We start from the raw sequence: 15,456 nt of genomic DNA, 5'->3' as shown, positions 1-15,456 counted from the left end.
ATGGTAAGTCAATATCAAGAAAGAGAGGGGCAACACAATGAAATCGTTCTATCATCATAGCCAAACGAGTCAAGATGTCTTCATCGTTTTACACGGTAGCGGAGGAAGAGAAACAGACTTACTACATGTTGTTGGTGAAATCGATGATTCCCTTTCTGTGTTAGGAATTCGTGGTGATGTATCGAACAATCATAAAGGCTTTCGGTACTTTAACAGACCGGTAGACGGACGGTTTAATTATGCAGAGATCCAAGAGAATACAGACAAAATCGCTTCCTTTATTAAAGAACAAGTAGGAACGGGTCGATCCATTCATCTCGTTGGATATTCTAATGGAGCAAATCTAGCGATTAATTTATTGCTCTCACATAGGGACTTGTTTTATTCTGCGATTTTACTTCATCCGAGTCATTTATTTTCCCATGTTGAATCGAAGTCACTCGACAATGTTCCTGTATTCATTACATCTGGAGCAAGGGATGTCATCACAACTCCTGGAGACGTTATGGCTGTGAAGAAACAACTAAGTGACAATGGAGCAAAAGTGATGGTGAAACTGACCGATTACGGGCACGAATTAACAGATGAAGAGATAAAACAGGCGACAAGCTGGTGGAACACTGAGGTGAAAGCGTAGTTTTTGTTGCGGTGAATGGGTGTCGTATCCGAGTTGTGGTCGACCTGTGCTATGATTTATACAATCTAGTCGTAATCTTTAATCGATCAGGAGGTAATTATGGCGGATAGAAATCTTAAGATTGCAATGATTTGTGGGAGTCTACGAAAGCAATCGTACAATCGGAAGTTATTGGAAGTGATGATTGAAAAGAAACCGAGCCATTGGCAAATGAAAGAGATCGAGATTGATACGATTCCCTTTTTCAATCAAGATATTGAGGCAGAAGGGGATCCAGAGAGTGTACAACAGTTGAAAGAAGCGATTGATGAAGCGATTGATGAAGCGGATGGTGTAATCGTCGTCTCGCCAGAGTACAATTCGGGCAGTCCAGCTGTTCTGAAAAACGCTTTAGACTGGGCATCACGCCCTGCCAAAGGCACAGTCCTAAAACACAAACCGTTTGCGCTAGCAGGTGCAAGCCCCGGTGGAGCGGGAACGGTGCAATCACAAGGGCAAACACGTCAAACGTTACTCACACTAGACGCCTATATTATGCCAGGTCCAAAAATTATGGTCGGCTCTGTTCATAACAAACTCAGTGAAGATCAGTCTGAAATTGCGGATGAAGCTACAATTAAACGTGTCGAAAAGTTCCTCAGTGCCTTTGAGGAATGGATGTTGCATTTTAAGTAAACGTACATGTGAGGTGAAGGATAACATGATTAGTAAGGAAGAGAAACAACATGTATATCAAGATCAGCACGGAGAAGAAATGGGTAAAATAACGTTTAAGCCAATTGGTACTAAGAAAATCATTATAGACCATACGATTGTAAAGGAAGCACATCGAGGAAAAGGGATCGCTGAAGAGTTGGTGCATTCGGTTGTTGAAAGAATGAGAAGTGAGGAGAAGGTCATTCTCCCTCTATGTCCATTTGCGAAAGCGGAGTTTGAGCGCAATCCATCGTATCAAGATATCCAAGTAGAGAAATAATCTGAGAACTAAGCCATTAGCATTTCGCTATGGCTTAGTTTTTTATACGATGATAACGCTTATAGCCCCTTTTTATCACTAGAAGTAAAAGGTAGACGTATTAGACTAGAGACGTTGATTTTTCAACTTTTAAAAGTAGATCATTCGTATTCTTTAAAAGTTATTCTATTGACATGTTGATCACGACTTGTAAAATGACAGCAAGTTAAATGACAAAGACTAAGCAATTCGATGTTGATAGAATTTGTAGCGATGATGAGGTGGATGGATTGCAACGAAAAATGAAGAGGATCAAGGTCAACTACCACGTTCTCTTTATTCAAGCGTCAATGGCGGTGTTTTTGCTTGGCGGTTGTGCATCAGGTGGAGAGGAGGAGAACGAAATCGAACTTTCTAAGAAACCAAATGCAGAAGATGAAGAAGTAATTGAGCGGTCTGTAGATGAGGCTGAACGTCTAACTTCATATGGTGTGAGTGCTGGTCACCCAGACGCTGTAGAAGCTGGAATGAAGGTGCTTGAAAGTGGTGGAAATGCAGTTGATGCTGCCATCGCCTCGGCGTATGCGATTTCGGTCGTTGAGCTTTGCTTCTGGAATTGGTGGTGGCGGAGTGACGCTCGTGCAAGAGCAAGGAGAAGACGCTGAAGCCTATGATTATCGTGAAATTGTACCAGAAAACGGCATTCCCTCATCCAATAGTGGTGTCCCAGGTTTTGTTGCTGGCATGATGACGATGCATGATGACTATGGAAGATCAGATTGGCAAGAAGTGCTTAATCCAGCCATTGACTTAGCTGAACATGCGACCGTTTCAGAAACGTTCGCTGAGCAACTTCAGTCCGCCCAAGGTCGATTGCCAGTCGAACGATTAGAGCACTTTTATCCTAATGGCACTCCCCTTTCTGCGGGAGACGACATCGAACAATCAGAACTAGCAGATACGTTACGTCTCATTCGAGACAGTGGAGGAGTATCGTTTTACGAGGCAGAGATTGCGGAAGGCCTTGTCTCTGAAATTGAAGGTTTAAACATGAACTCACTTTCAGACTATCGTGTCGGCCGTCATCAACCGGTCACTGGAGAGTTTGCTGGATATGAAGTGATTGGGGCTCCATTACCGCTTCCTGGCGCAAGCGTCATACAGATGTTGCAAATGATTGAAGAACGAGGGACTCTCAGTGAGAGTCGTAATAGCACGGACTTTATTCATGACATTGCGATGTCTTGGAGAATTGCACACTACACGATTGAAACAGAGTATGATGATCCTTCTTTCGTTGATGTTCCAATTGATCACCTTACAGACTCAGAACAAAACAAAGCATTAGCAGAAAAGATCTCTTCTGACCGTTTGTTGTCTGGAGATGATCTGGTTGCTCATGACTCAGACCCGAATACGACACATATTACCGTTATAGATGATGAAGGAACCGTCGTTTCAATGACAAATACATTGACTGACTTTTTTGGCTCAGGAGACTATTCCCAAGGCTTCTTTCTTAACAATCAGATGTCGAGGTTTAGCATAGGTAGTGAGGGGAATAATGAACCGGAACCAGGGAAGCGTTCCATCACGTGGTCTTCTCCGCTTATTTTAGCAGATGAAAAAGGTCCGGTGATGGGGATCGGTAGCCCCGGAGGAGAGCGAATTCCTATTATGCTTACACAAGTGATTACTGATTGGGTTAGTGGAGAAGCTGATCTAGAACAAGCAGTAGAAACGGAACGTTTTCACTTGACTGAAGATGAGCTAGTTATGGAAGGAGAAGTAGACTCTAACCAACGTGAAGCACTTCTTCAAAAAGGCTATCAAGACGTTCGTGAACCTCCGACACCGCTATATTTTGGATCGATTCAAGCATTAGCCATCGACCGACAAACTGGTGAATTAGAAGGAGCAACCGACGATAGACGTGAAGGTGCTTGGCGTAAGGAGACGAGACAGTAAAGATAGGTAGATGTGTTTTTAATTACATTGATCGTTCGTTTGCTTGACTCTTTCCAAGCTTAATGACTGAAGAGGTTTCTATGACAAAGAGTAATGATATAAATCAACATCAAAGAATAGCGATATTAGACCAAATGCGTGGAGTTGCATTACTCGCCATTTTTTTAGCCAATATACCTGGTCTTGCAGAGATCAACAAGGAACATCCATCGGCACTTAATGAAGGATTAAATGATGTTCTATCCATCATTTTGACGGATAGTGCAAGACCATTATTTGCATTTATGTTCGGGATGAGTGTAATGCTCATCTATAACAGATTAAAAGAAAAGGATATGAACCCTTATCCTATTTTGTTAAGAAGGTTTTTATTGTTAGCGATTGTCGGTGCTGTACACGGTTATGCGATTTGGGCAGGGGACATTTTATTGATGTATGCAATGGCAGGGTTTGTTCTGCTGTTATTTACAACGTTGCCTGTGAGAGGCTTGTTGTTTGCTGCGTTAATCCTCTGGTTAGGGTATACAGTTGGAGTTGAAGTCATTAGCTACTTCTTCTCTGGTGAGCTTTCCCTTGAAGAAGGTTTGAAAAGCGTTCTTGTTAGTTCTGAAGAACCGTTTAAAGGAACGGAATATCTCATTATAGAGTTTTCTTCGATGGTTGAGCATTTAGGTTTCTTTCTTTTTGGGATGTTTGCCTTTTATAAGGGCATATTCACTGTCATCTCAAATCGCAGAAAACAAATGTGGGTACTCACTTTCCTCAGTCTAGCGATCGGTTTAGCTGGAAAGACGATGCTTTATTATAATGAATCAATTCAAGTGTTAAATGGATTTTTCCCATTCGTTGTGACGATTGGTATGATCTTGTTCATTGTTTTGTGGGGGACGAGTGAGACGGCAATGTCGAAAGCACTTCTTCCTTTTAATTCAATTGGAAAGATGGCGTTTACGAACTATCTTTTGCAATCGCTCGTGTTCGTTTGCTTATTCCGTGGAAGCGGAAGAACGATCTTTGAAGATGTAGGGATTTGGACAGAACCGAGTTACATGTTTGCGCTTAGTATTGGAATCCTTCTATTCATTAGCCAGATGCTAGTTAGCTACTTGTGGCTCAAGCCGTTTCGCTACGGTCCATTTGAGTGGTTGTGGAGAATGGGTACGTACTGGTCATTTGTTTCGATTAAGAAGAAAAAGTGACGCAGTGGAAAATTAATTGTAGTCCTCTATCATGAGTCTGAGTTCATGAAGAAAGGCACTTCTGCATTACTAGCAGAAGTGCCTTTTGGTCTATTTACTTTGGTTCTCTAAAGCGATGGGGGACTGTCCCCAGTTAGTTTTCGATGATGGAGGCGTTTCTAAAGGAGTGGTGCTCGCTTACGAATTGTTCAAATCCTTCGATGTGGTCACCTACACCTAGAATATAGTACGGGTGAACGTAATCAATTCGTGGAACCTCTTCAGCGAGGATCGCTTGTACTTCTTGGTACATGCTTTCACGTACAGCGTCATCACTTTCTTTACGTGCATCAATTAACAGTTCATCAACTTCATCATTGCTGTACCACATGCGGTTACCCGCTGCACCGATGTTATCAGAGTGGAACTGGCGGTAAATGGCATCATTAGGATCCCCTAAGTTGTTCGACCATCCGAGTAAGAAGAGATCATGGTTACCTTCTGTCGTCTCGGTAATCAGCGTCGTCCATTCTAATTGTTGAATTTCAAGATTAATGCCGATTTCAGCTACCTGATCTTGAACATGTTGGGCGACTTGAACTGCCACCGAATCACTTTCTTCTAACCAGATCGACGTTGTAAATCCATCTTCAAACCCTGCTTCGGCAAGAAGTTCTCTGGCACGTTCAATGTCGTATTCAGGAAAGTCAGAATCAGGGTTATAACCGAAGATATAATCGCTAATTGGACCGTTGCTTTTGAGCCATACTCACCATAGAAGCCGGTGACAAGTGTATCACGGTCAATCGCATGGGCGAATGCTTGGCGTACTCGTTCATCATCAAGTGGCTCAACGTCTAAGTTAAAACCAATATAGTTGGAACGCATGCTTTCAACGGCTACTAGACTAGCGTCATCCATTGCGTCAATTTGTCCGGTGTTAACGGGCTCAATGTCGTCAATAATGTCTACTTCACCCGTATCAAGCATTGCAATACGTGTCGACTGTTCAGGAACGATCAAATAGGTTAACGCATCAAAATCAACAGCATCTCCCCAATAGTCTTCATTCTTCTCAAAGTTAATGCTTTCTCCTTGAGTCCAAGATTCGAAGACAAATGGTCCAGTACCGACAGGATCAAGATCTAAGTTGTGATCTCCGTTTTCAGCGTCTTCTATTGCTTTCGGGCTAATGATGGCTCCGCCAAAGTGAGATAAGTTGTTCGGTAGTGATTGAAACGGTTCCCCAGTTATAAAGTGCACCGTATAATCATCGATGACTTCAACTTCGTCAATTACATTGAATTGGGCGAACATCGGAGAAGCAATATCAGGATCAAGAACCCGGTCGAAATTCGTCTTCACCGCTTCAGCGTTGAACGGCTCACCGTCATGGAATGAAATGCCCTCTTTGAGTTTGAATTCCCACGTCAAATCATCTAATTGTTCATAACTCTCAGCGAGTAAAGGTTGTAAATCCATATTCTCATCAGGCGCAACGAGTGTTTCAAATACATGGAACTTAATTGAACCAGACATTCGCTCACTCGCCCCTTGTGGGTTTAAGTCAGGAATATCTGCTGTAATTGCCATCGTAATCGTCTCGTCTGACGAATCGCTAGTAGTTGAAGAATCGGTCGCATTTGTGCTGTCCCCTGGATCAGATGAGCATGCTGCAAGTGCAATTGCAGAAAAGATAGGTAAAAAAATCATCTGCTTTTTCATGTTGTTTTGTCCCCTTTATGTAATGATTAATGATTCTAGATCTCGTGGATAATAGGTTAGTTGTTCCATTCCGTCTTTGGTAACAACAATCGTATCGGAATGACGAAACCCACCAAGTCCTTCTACGAATAGACCCGGTTCAACGGAAAAAACCATTCCTGCTTCAAGCGTCGTATCGTCTCCTAAGTCGAAGAACGGAGCTTCGTGCGTATGAACAAGTCCAAGTGCATGACCCGTATGGTGAAGTGTTAAATGATGTACGTCTTCTTCTTTGAAATAAGTTTGCACAGCAGCATCCACAGCAGAAGCTTTTGCACCAGGCTTAATATGTTCAAATGCAATGTCTTGGGCGGTCTTTATGTGATGAAAATACTTCTCTTGTTCTTTACTTACTTCTTCGATAAACATCGTTCGCTCTAGTTCACTAATATAGCCGTACACGTGAGCGGCTGCTTGAGAAACGACATTATATCCTGTTTCAAGTCGTAAGTTTTGCGTTTGTGAGTGTGGAAATGCAGAGTGTGGTCCAATCTGTCCTCGGTAAAAGGCATGAGCAGGTGACCCGTTAGGAATATAATCTGGACCGAGTGTCTCAACCATGGCGATGGTTGCTTCAGATGTTGCCTTCGTTTCAATCTCAATTTCTGAACGACCAACCTTTGAATAGTTGACGAGAAGCTCATGCGCATAGTTGGCCCAACGTACAGACGTTTTAATAAGTGCCAGTTCGTTTTCAGACTTTACCATTCTCATCGATTCAATGAGTCCGTAAATCGACGTATACTGATTAACGAGAATATCACTTAGCTTCGGTCCACGATAACCTTTTGGTGAGGAATACCCGTCTCCATCGATTCCAACGTGAATGTTAGCCATGCCAATCGAGGTTAAATAGTCTTTTAAAATATTCATTGGATGCTGGATACCTGGATACTCAGGATAATCGTGAACATGGTCAACATGCGCATAAGCTTCGGCATGTCCCTTCTCCATAAGTGGTACGAAGAGGTGACTCTCTCCTTGAGGATCAAAAATAAGAGCAATCGGTCGTTCTGATGGCCTGAAATGAAATGCTGTTAAATAAAATATATCAATCGATGCGTGTATAATGGCACCATCTATTCCTTCTTTTCTGAATCTTTCTTTGAAGGATTGTTGACGTGCCAAGATCTCTGTATCTGGTATTTTTAAAATCATATAATCTCCTCTGATTAAAAATTTTAGCAATTCAGTGTTTAATCTATCCTAACAAACCTTGTACAAAATAATGATACTCTTTACTATGATGTTGATACGTATTACGTATGGAAAGAAGGATTAAAGATGGAACTTCGTCATTTACGTTACTTTATCGCTGTCGCTGAAGAGCTGCACTTTGGTAATGCTGCACAACGTTTGAACATTTCACAACCGCCATTAAGTGCGCAAATCAAAGAGCTCGAACAGAACTTAAATGTACAATTATTGAAACGAACGAATCGTTCTGTTGCCTTAACGGAAGCTGGTGAGTATTTGTATGAGCTCTCCGTTCAGATGCTTGCTCGTCTTGAGAAGGAGACTGCAATTTTACAAGAAATTGACCGAGGAGAACGAGGGAAAATAGCGATTGGTTTTGGAGGATCGGTTGTTTTTCAAATTTTGCCACGGGTCTTAACGCTAATAAAAAAACAATATCCGAAGCTCGAAATTCACGTGTCACAATTAACGACAAAGCAGCAAATTCAAGCGTTATTAACGGGAGACATTGACTTAGCGTTACTTGTACCGCCTGTAGGTGATGAAGAGTTAAATACGCATCCGTTCTATGAAGAGAAGTTTATCGTCTGCTTACCTAAAAGTCATCCGCTAGCCTCGTCGACTGGACCAATCGCAATGGAAGACGTATCTAATGAGCCGTTAATCATTAGTCCAAGAGAAGCAGGAGAAGGGTATTTTGAAGCGGTGCGTTCTTTATATATCAAATCGAACACTGTCATGAATATCGCACAGTATTCAACAGAACAACAAACGATGGTTTCACTTGTTGCCGCGGAGTTCGGCATCTCGTTTGTACCCGAATCGACATCACATATCCAGCATCATAACGTTGTCTATAAAGAAATTGACGTTACTCACTATAAAGAAACTGTACTAACATGGCATAAACATACGCAAACACCTCTCGTCCACGGAGTTGTTGAGTTGCTAAAAACATTCAAAGTTTAATTGACTTGAGTATGTTTCGTAACTGTCGTTTCGTGGAAAACAAGTATTAAGAGGTGATTTGAATGAAAAATCGCAAACAAAACGACCCTATTCAATTCCAGAAAAATCGTCCGAAGAAAAACGATGTTGAAGATAACGAATTTGAAGACCCTGTTCCAGTAGATGAAGTGTATCGTGAAGAGAAAGATCAAAAGGACAAAAAAGCATCAAAATCATCTTCACGAACCGATCAATAGATTCTATTGTCTTAAATCGTATGCAGTGTAAGAAAGGCACTGAGTGTGCCTTTCTTTTTTATGCAATCAGTTTGTACACGGCAAAAGGTTGTGTTTTAATAAAGTTAGAAAAGTTCATATTTTTCACTAGGGGAGCCAACTGTAGGCTGAGAAAAGCAAAGCTTTGACCCTTAGAACCTGATCTGGTTGATCCCAGCGTAGGGAAGTGAGTCGTTTTTACATAACCAGTTTACGTAAATCCACTTCTTTCTTACGACAAGAAGTGGATTTTTTATTATTTAATAAGGGAGTAATGAAAAATGCAAAAGATTTCAGTAGGGCTTGAATGGTTTATGAACCAGATCACATTCCGTTAATGATCGGAATAGAAAAAGGGTGGTTTGCGAACGAAGGCATTGATGTGACGATGATTGAACCAGAAGATCATTTCGATGCAATTGATGAAATTAAAGCAGGTAAGATGGATATTGCAATTACAGAACCGTTACACCTCGTCGAAGATCGTGCAGCTGGCGAGCCGGTGGTAGGCTTTGCACGATTTCTACATACCAATGGTGGTGTGATGTATAACAAAGCAAAAGGGATTAAACGCCCAGTCGATCTGATTGGAAAGAGAATCCAATACCCAGGCGCACCAGGTTTAGGTGGGCTTGCGATTGTTAAAACGATGGTTGAACACGACGGTGGAGCGTGTGAGTTGGAACAGTTTAAGCCCGTGAATAACGGATTTTATCATACGGATGCATTAGTAGAAGATATGGCCGATGCTGCAACCTTAGTTTTTAGAAATTTTGAAGTGGCAGAAGCGAAGCATCGTGGACTGGATGTTGACTATTTTGCTTTAAAGGACTTTGGAGTTCCTGACTTTTGCCAGCTTATCTTTATTACATCTCCAGAGGTGTTCGAACAACAAAAACATGTGCTCGCATCATTTATGAAAGTAATTAGAAAGTCAATTGATTATCTTTATGAGAACCCTGATGAAGCGAAAGCCATTTATTATGCATTCACACAAGTTGATGAAAGCCATCCACTTAACCAGTCAATTATGAACGCAACCCTTCCGTGCTTTACGTACGACTTTTCGATGACAGAAGTGTATTATGATGAATTGCAAACGTGGTTGAAGAACTCAGGAAAGATTGCTCAAGTGATTGAGCCTACCAACTATTGGACAAATGAGCTGATTCATACTGTACGTTCAGTTACAAACCATTAGTCGTTGGCAAAAATTCAGCACAACCAATAGGTTGTGCTGATCTGCTTTCATTCACTTTGTAATGTTATTGATCTTCGTCTAGATCATCTAGTGAATCTTCAAGTTCTTGTTCTAGGTGCTCATCTTGATCTCGGTCTTCAATTTCAACGTCTTCTGGCAGTACATCTTCAAGTTTGAAGAAAGCTTCATCATAGTCAATGCTCTCTTCAAATTCCAATACGTCTAATCCGATGCGGAACGGGTTGTCTTCATGTTCATTATCCATCCTCACAATTTCGTACGTCTCCTGTTCAATCCAATAATGGCGAACTTCGACGTCATCGCTAAATGTAATGTGATAACTCATGAACCCGTTGACTTCTTCTTCACCGACTAGTTCCACTTCATAGTCTTCAAGAAGTTGCTCAAATTGATTTGCCATTGGATTTACGTCTGCAGGATCATCTTCAATCTCAAATTGTTCAACACGGTAAGCAACGTCATCACCTTCTGTGTAGAACAATGTATACTCACTGTCTCCAGCTGTATATTCAGTCGGTTCTCCGTCGACAATCGTTTCATTTCGAGTGCTAACGGTTCCGTCGTCATGACTGTAGGAGTACTCAACGAATTCCCGCTCTTCAGCTTCACCGTCTTCTTCTTCGGGAATGCCTTCATCAACACTAGCGTCAATCCCCATCGTCATAACTGAGTGCATGGAAAAACTTTGACGCTCTTCTTCTGCAGCAATTGCAGCTTCAATAATTTCTTCTGCTGTTTGGTTACGATCTGAACTGTCTTCTGGCTCATCTGCGTCTGCGACTTCTTCATCGCTCTCAGTAATTGAATCGTCTTGTTGCTCGTTATTAGTTCCTTCGTCTGTCGCACATGCCGCGAGAATCATCGCAACGCTCGTCATTCCAATTAATGAATACATTTTCTTCAAGCTGACCGCTCCCTTTTCTCTTTATCTATTTACTCTGTATATGTACCCTGAAATGGCAATTAACAATCTAGATTTTGGAAATTATCGATCTTAAAGACCTAAATATTTTTTCCTTCGCTTTAATAATGCTTGAGAAATGATTGCGAGAACGGGCAGTTCAATGAGCGGACCAATGATGAGTGCTAGAGCAATAAGGGGCTGCTCTGGAAATGCGGCTAATACAATTGCAAGTGCCACTGGAGAGTTTCTTGCAATGATCGTTAAGTTTAAACTTGCGGTGTCTTCGTAGCGAAAACGAAGAATCCTCCCAGCAAATAAGGAAATAAAAAAATTAATTAGAAAGAACAACAACAGCGGAAGAAGCAGCAACCATAGGACTTCCAGGTTGTTCATTAAATAGGTGCCTTGTGAAGCGAACATCGCCACAATCGCCAAGCAGAGAAAGACGAGTTGAGCAGTGTTAAAGAAAGGTAGGACCTTTGATTGTAAGAAATTGGTTTTGTTACGAAAAATAAAACGCGTAAATGTAGCGAGAATAAATGGAAGAAAGAGAACGTAGAACACACTTTCAAAGATTGTCGGTAGGTGCACCATTTCCATCGTGCCAGCAAAAATTATGAGATAAAGTGGCAACAAGATCACTTGCAATAAGAGGTTAACGGGCAACACTGATGTAGACAAATGCACGTTACCTTTTGCAATGGATGTGAAAATAAGATACCAGTCCGTACATGGGGTGACGAGTAACAAAATAAATCCTAACCAAAGAGCGGGGTGATCTGCTAAAAACAAAGCACCTAACGCCCAAGCAAGAATAGGTGTCCATACGAAATTAAGCAACACACTCGAACCTAAAAACTTGCGGTGTTGAAAAGCACTCAGAAATCCTTTAATCGGAATGGATAGGAACAGTCCATAAAGCATAGCGATTAAAAGAGGCAAGATGAATAGTTCTGCATAGCGTTCGATCATCACGATTTGACCGAGCAGGAGACCAAGACCAATTGCAACGAGGATGAGAAGTGATTGGTATTTTTCAATAACATTCATAACGAAGACCCGCCTTAAAATGACTTCTGCAATGACGATCACAAGGTGTAATGAGTCATTACTATAAGAGAATAGCTGAAATGATGGTTAAAAATATAATTTTACATAAAATTAAATAAAAAACCATGATTTGGTTTTGGTGAATCATGTAGGGGTTCATAGGACACAGAAATTTTCTTTTCCTATGAATTTCGATTCACGAACTATACGAATGGGGAAAAAACAACTGAAGAAAAAGTCATAAATATGCAGAAATAAAAAAACTGTAGCTGTAGTTAGAAGATAAACAGTGTTTTGTATGTATAAAAACCCCTGCAAAATAATGAATATACATGTTAATATTATAAACGGTTGGTAACCATTTTTAGCTCCTCCATACATTTCTGTGTATGGAGGATTTTTTGTTAGGCTAGATGTCTGCTCATTATTGTAAAAAAGAATTTATAACTATTATAAATAAGAGACTGCAAATCTTGGTATAGTATGTTACTATAAATTATGGAAATCGGAGGTGGACCTTTCCATGTAAGTTCGTAGGTTACATATGTTTAGTTTCTTCCTAAGATATACATACAAGGTCAAACTCTAATCATTGCTTCGAGAGTCGAAGGAGTTGCATCCGTAAAAAGCTGATGGAATCAGAATAGACTAGACAAATGGATTCTGGATGCAAGGTGCAATATACATAAATTGGTATGATTGTGAATTTTTGATCGTCTATCGGTCGGGAGTTACAGGGCTGAGCATGTTGTAAGCAGGGCTTAACAACATGATTAACGAGGCGGGTCAATTGTGACCGGTCGCTTTGTTATGAAAACACAAAAGGAGTAAACGTCTATGGCAGATGAGAAAAAACCTTCAGGTCTTACCCGAAGAGAGTTTATTAAGAACGGTAGCTTTGCAGTCGGTGGATTAATTGGTGGTGGTCTGATTGGCGGAATGCTATTCAATACGTCTTCAGAAACATCAACGTCAACGAGCAATGGAGACCATAATCATGGGAATGGCAGTAATGATTACATGGAAGCGCGTTTGTTCTTTAAGCGCCAGGAAGATTTTCGTGTATTAAGTTCAGCAGTAGAGCGGATCTTCCCTGAAGATGAAGTAGGGCCAGGAGCAATTGCACTTTCTGTACCTTACTTTATTGACCGCCAGCTTGCAGGTTCATGGGGATTTAACGCACGTGAGTATATGGACGGTCCATTTGAAGAGGGTGAAGATACTCAAGGGACGCAGTCAGCGTTACTACGTCGCGATGCATTTCTACAAGGTGTTCGTTTGATTCAAAAAGAAGCAAAAGCGAATCATGACGGTGAAAACTATTTCGATCTCACAGAGGAACAACAAGATGCGATCTTAGAGAAGTTCGAGGCAGGAGACGTTGAGATGAACGGAATGTCTTCCTCACAGTTCTTTAGTTTATTAAGAACAGCAACGCTCCGTGGCGTCTACTCAGATCCTGTGTACGGTGGAAACAAAAACATGGACGGCTGGAGAATGAAAAAATATCCAGGTGGCCAAATGGCATACATGAATATTATTGAAGACGAAGAATTCCACGACATGGAACCAATTAGCTTACACGAACATCACAACTAAAAAAGGATTGAATAACATATGGCAACTGAATTACCAAAAAAACAAGCCGTTATCGTCGGTGTCGGTTGGGCAGGCGGAATTATTGCAGCGGAACTTGCAAAAGCAGGCATCGAAGTACTCGGGTTAGAGCGTGGAGCGGATCGAACTCCTGCAGATTTCATCATGCAAAAAGACGAAATGAAATATGCATTGGATCATGATTTAATGCAAGATCTTTCGAAGGAAACGGTTAGTTTCCGTAACGACAATGACATGACTGCACTTCCAATGCGTCAAACAGGTTCATTCGTACTTGGTACGGACCTTGGTGGAGCTGGAATTCACTGGAACGGTCAAGCTCCTCGTTTCTTCCCTTATGACTTTGAAATTCGTTCACAAACGATCGAAAAATATGGCGAAGAAAAAATTGAAGAAGGCATTACCTTACAAGACTGGGGCATTACATATGATGAGCTCGAGCCTTATTATACACAATGGGAAAAAACAGCGGGAATCTCTGGTGAGCAAAATGACATGACGCCTTGGATGTCTGAAGACTATCCAACGCCTCCAATGAAAGAGACGCCAGCCATTCGCTTATTTAAAGATGCGGCATCTGAACTTGGCTTACATCCACATCAACGTCCATCAGCAAACCTTTCAGAGAATTACACGAATCCTGACGGTAAAACGATTTACCAATGTCAGTTTTGCTCATTCTGTGAGCGTTTCGGTTGTGACTACCAAGCAAAGTCTGACCCATTAATTACGGTTATTCCAACAGCTGTAGACACAGGTAATTTTGAGATTAAGACGCACGCTAACGTCCGTGAAGTTGCGCATGAAGATGGTAAAGCAGTAGGCGTTTATTATATTGATGGTAACGATGGACAACAGTATTTCCAACCAGCTGATATGGTTATTCTTACGACATATGTGCTAAACAACACTCGTCTTATGCTTCAATCAGGGATTGGTAGACCATATGATCCAGAAACAGAGGAAGGCGTTGTTGGAAAACATTATTGTTATCAAATTATGTCTGGTGCTCAAGGAATGTTTGAAGACAAGCAATTCAACTTGTACGCTGGCGCTGGAGCACTAGGTGGTGGTGTTGAAGATTACAATGCCGACAATTTTGACCATAGTGATTTAGACTTTATCCATGGCGGTGTACTTTCATTAAACCAGACAGGAATTCGTCCAATTGAAACGAATCCAGTACCACCAGATACAAAGTCTTGGGGTAGTGAGTTCAAGAAAGCGTCAACACACTATTTCTACCGCACACTTTCAATCGGTTGCCAAGGTGCAAGTATGCCATATCGATACAACTATCTTGATCTTGATCCAACGTATACGGATGAGAATGGTGACCCATTACTTCGTATGACGTATAACTTTACGGATCAAGACCGCAAGTTAGCTGCGCACCAAGCTGAGCGTTCTGAAGAGATTATGAAGCAAATGGGTGCAGATATCGTTAGACAAACAAATCAAGCGACTGGTGATTACAACATTGTTCCATATCAAACGACACATAATACAGGCGGAACGATCATGGGTGCTTCAAGCGAAACATCGGTTGTAAACAACTACTCTCAAGTATGGGATTGTGAAAATCTCTTCGTCGTTGGTGCTTCTACGTTTTCACATAATAGTGGTAACAACCCAACACCAACAGTTGGCGCATTAGCGTATCGAGCGGCTGAAGGAATGCTTGAGTACTTTGACAATCCAGGAATCCTCGTTGACGACGAAGATTAATTGATTTTAAAGG

Annotated in this window: 13 protein-coding genes, 2 pseudogenes and 1 riboswitch; of the genes and pseudogenes, 11 read left to right on the top strand and 4 right to left on the bottom strand. The window is 41.4% G+C overall.

All coding sequences use genetic code 11. The features are described 5' to 3' along the window. Positions 1-37: 37 nt before the first annotated feature. The 6 genes from JCM19038_RS15660 to JCM19038_RS15635 all read left to right on the top strand — a co-directional run bounded on the left by JCM19038_RS15660 (position 38) and on the right by JCM19038_RS15635 (position 4,759). Positions 38-637, top strand: coding sequence for an alpha/beta hydrolase (locus JCM19038_RS15660; RefSeq protein WP_042419838.1), 600 nt, complete (start codon positions 38-40; stop codon positions 635-637). Between the two features lie 99 nt (positions 638-736). Further along, positions 737-1,312, top strand: a complete 576-nt coding sequence (locus JCM19038_RS15655) for an NADPH-dependent FMN reductase (protein ID WP_042419837.1) — start codon at positions 737-739, stop codon at positions 1,310-1,312. A 25-nt stretch (positions 1,313-1,337) separates the two neighbouring features. Further along, the gene (locus JCM19038_RS15650; protein ID WP_042419834.1) at positions 1,338-1,613 is read left to right on the top strand and encodes a GNAT family N-acetyltransferase; all 276 of its coding nucleotides are present in this window, start codon (positions 1,338-1,340) and stop codon (positions 1,611-1,613) included. 269 nt (positions 1,614-1,882) lie between these two features. Further along, entirely contained in the window at positions 1,883-2,257 is a 375-nt protein-coding gene (locus JCM19038_RS22420) for a gamma-glutamyltransferase (RefSeq protein ID WP_042419832.1), read from the top strand. Then, on the top strand, positions 2,223-3,560 hold the full coding sequence (locus tag JCM19038_RS15640; protein WP_238554461.1) for a gamma-glutamyltransferase: 1,338 nt from the start codon (positions 2,223-2,225) through the stop codon (positions 3,558-3,560). Before JCM19038_RS22420 ends, JCM19038_RS15640 begins: the two co-directional genes overlap by 35 nt. Positions 3,561-3,640: 80 nt before the next feature. Beyond that, a complete protein-coding gene (locus JCM19038_RS15635) occupies positions 3,641-4,759 on the top strand; it encodes a DUF418 domain-containing protein (protein WP_042419827.1) in 1,119 nt (372 codons plus the stop codon). 133 nt (positions 4,760-4,892) lie between these two features. On the opposite strand, the pseudogene JCM19038_RS23900 reads toward JCM19038_RS15635, so the two are convergent. After that, positions 4,893-6,220: pseudogene (locus tag JCM19038_RS23900) on the bottom strand (ABC transporter substrate-binding protein). A 258-nt stretch (positions 6,221-6,478) separates the two neighbouring features. Continuing rightward, entirely contained in the window at positions 6,479-7,660 is a 1,182-nt protein-coding gene (locus JCM19038_RS15625) for a Xaa-Pro peptidase family protein (RefSeq protein ID WP_042419823.1), read from the bottom strand. Between the two features lie 126 nt (positions 7,661-7,786). On the opposite strand from JCM19038_RS15625, the gene JCM19038_RS15620 reads away from it, so the two are divergent. The 3 genes and pseudogenes from JCM19038_RS15620 (at position 7,787) to JCM19038_RS15615 (ending at position 10,123) form a co-directional block, all read left to right on the top strand. After that, positions 7,787-8,668 (top strand): LysR family transcriptional regulator, encoded by an 882-nt coding sequence (locus tag JCM19038_RS15620; RefSeq protein ID WP_042419820.1) that lies wholly within the window; start codon positions 7,787-7,789, stop codon positions 8,666-8,668. Between the two features lie 62 nt (positions 8,669-8,730). Next, positions 8,731-8,904, top strand: coding sequence for a hypothetical protein (locus JCM19038_RS22965; RefSeq protein ID WP_193745155.1), 174 nt, complete (start codon positions 8,731-8,733; stop codon positions 8,902-8,904). Positions 8,905-9,022: 118 nt separating this feature from the next. Beyond that, a riboswitch (TPP riboswitch) is annotated at positions 9,023-9,125 on the top strand. A gap of 78 nt (positions 9,126-9,203) precedes the next feature. Further along, a pseudogene (locus tag JCM19038_RS15615) lies at positions 9,204-10,123 on the top strand (ABC transporter substrate-binding protein). Positions 10,124-10,187: 64 nt separating this feature from the next. Here the strand turns inward: JCM19038_RS15615 and JCM19038_RS15610 are convergent. Both JCM19038_RS15610 and JCM19038_RS15605 read right to left on the bottom strand, forming a co-directional pair. Further along, positions 10,188-11,048: a hypothetical protein gene (locus tag JCM19038_RS15610; RefSeq protein ID WP_042419817.1), complete on the bottom strand. Its 861-nt coding sequence runs from the start codon at positions 11,046-11,048 to the stop codon at positions 10,188-10,190. Between the two features lie 90 nt (positions 11,049-11,138). Next, complete coding sequence (locus JCM19038_RS15605; RefSeq protein ID WP_042419814.1) at positions 11,139-12,098, bottom strand: arsenic resistance protein; 960 nt, start codon at positions 12,096-12,098, stop codon at positions 11,139-11,141. 837 nt (positions 12,099-12,935) lie between these two features. On the opposite strand from JCM19038_RS15605, the gene JCM19038_RS15600 reads away from it, so the two are divergent. Continuing rightward, positions 12,936-13,697, top strand: a complete 762-nt coding sequence (locus tag JCM19038_RS15600) for a gluconate 2-dehydrogenase subunit 3 family protein (RefSeq protein WP_042419811.1) — start codon at positions 12,936-12,938, stop codon at positions 13,695-13,697. Between the two features lie 18 nt (positions 13,698-13,715). Next, positions 13,716-15,443: a GMC family oxidoreductase gene (locus tag JCM19038_RS15595; protein WP_042419808.1), complete on the top strand. Its 1,728-nt coding sequence runs from the start codon at positions 13,716-13,718 to the stop codon at positions 15,441-15,443. Positions 15,444-15,456: the final 13 nt, after the last annotated feature.

This window comes from Geomicrobium sp. JCM 19038, assembly GCF_000698125.1.
GTDB lineage: Bacteria > Bacillota > Bacilli > Bacillales > Marinococcaceae > Geomicrobium_A.
This window is presented reverse-complemented; position numbering and strand designations above follow the sequence as displayed.

Coding starts and splice junctions, on each gene's coding strand:
- JCM19038_RS15660 (WP_042419838.1), top strand. CDS start 38: ATGAAATCGTTCTATCATCATAGCCAAACGAGTCAAGATGTCTTCATC.
- JCM19038_RS15655 (WP_042419837.1), top strand. CDS start 737: ATGGCGGATAGAAATCTTAAGATTGCAATGATTTGTGGGAGTCTACGA.
- JCM19038_RS15650 (WP_042419834.1), top strand. CDS start 1,338: ATGATTAGTAAGGAAGAGAAACAACATGTATATCAAGATCAGCACGGA.
- JCM19038_RS15635 (WP_042419827.1), top strand. CDS start 3,641: ATGACAAAGAGTAATGATATAAATCAACATCAAAGAATAGCGATATTA.
- JCM19038_RS15625 (WP_042419823.1), bottom strand. CDS start 7,660: ATGATTTTAAAAATACCAGATACAGAGATCTTGGCACGTCAACAATCC.
- JCM19038_RS15620 (WP_042419820.1), top strand. CDS start 7,787: ATGGAACTTCGTCATTTACGTTACTTTATCGCTGTCGCTGAAGAGCTG.
- JCM19038_RS22965 (WP_193745155.1), top strand. CDS start 8,731: ATGAAAAATCGCAAACAAAACGACCCTATTCAATTCCAGAAAAATCGT.
- JCM19038_RS15605 (WP_042419814.1), bottom strand. CDS start 12,098: ATGAATGTTATTGAAAAATACCAATCACTTCTCATCCTCGTTGCAATT.
- JCM19038_RS15600 (WP_042419811.1), top strand. CDS start 12,936: ATGGCAGATGAGAAAAAACCTTCAGGTCTTACCCGAAGAGAGTTTATT.
- JCM19038_RS15595 (WP_042419808.1), top strand. CDS start 13,716: ATGGCAACTGAATTACCAAAAAAACAAGCCGTTATCGTCGGTGTCGGT.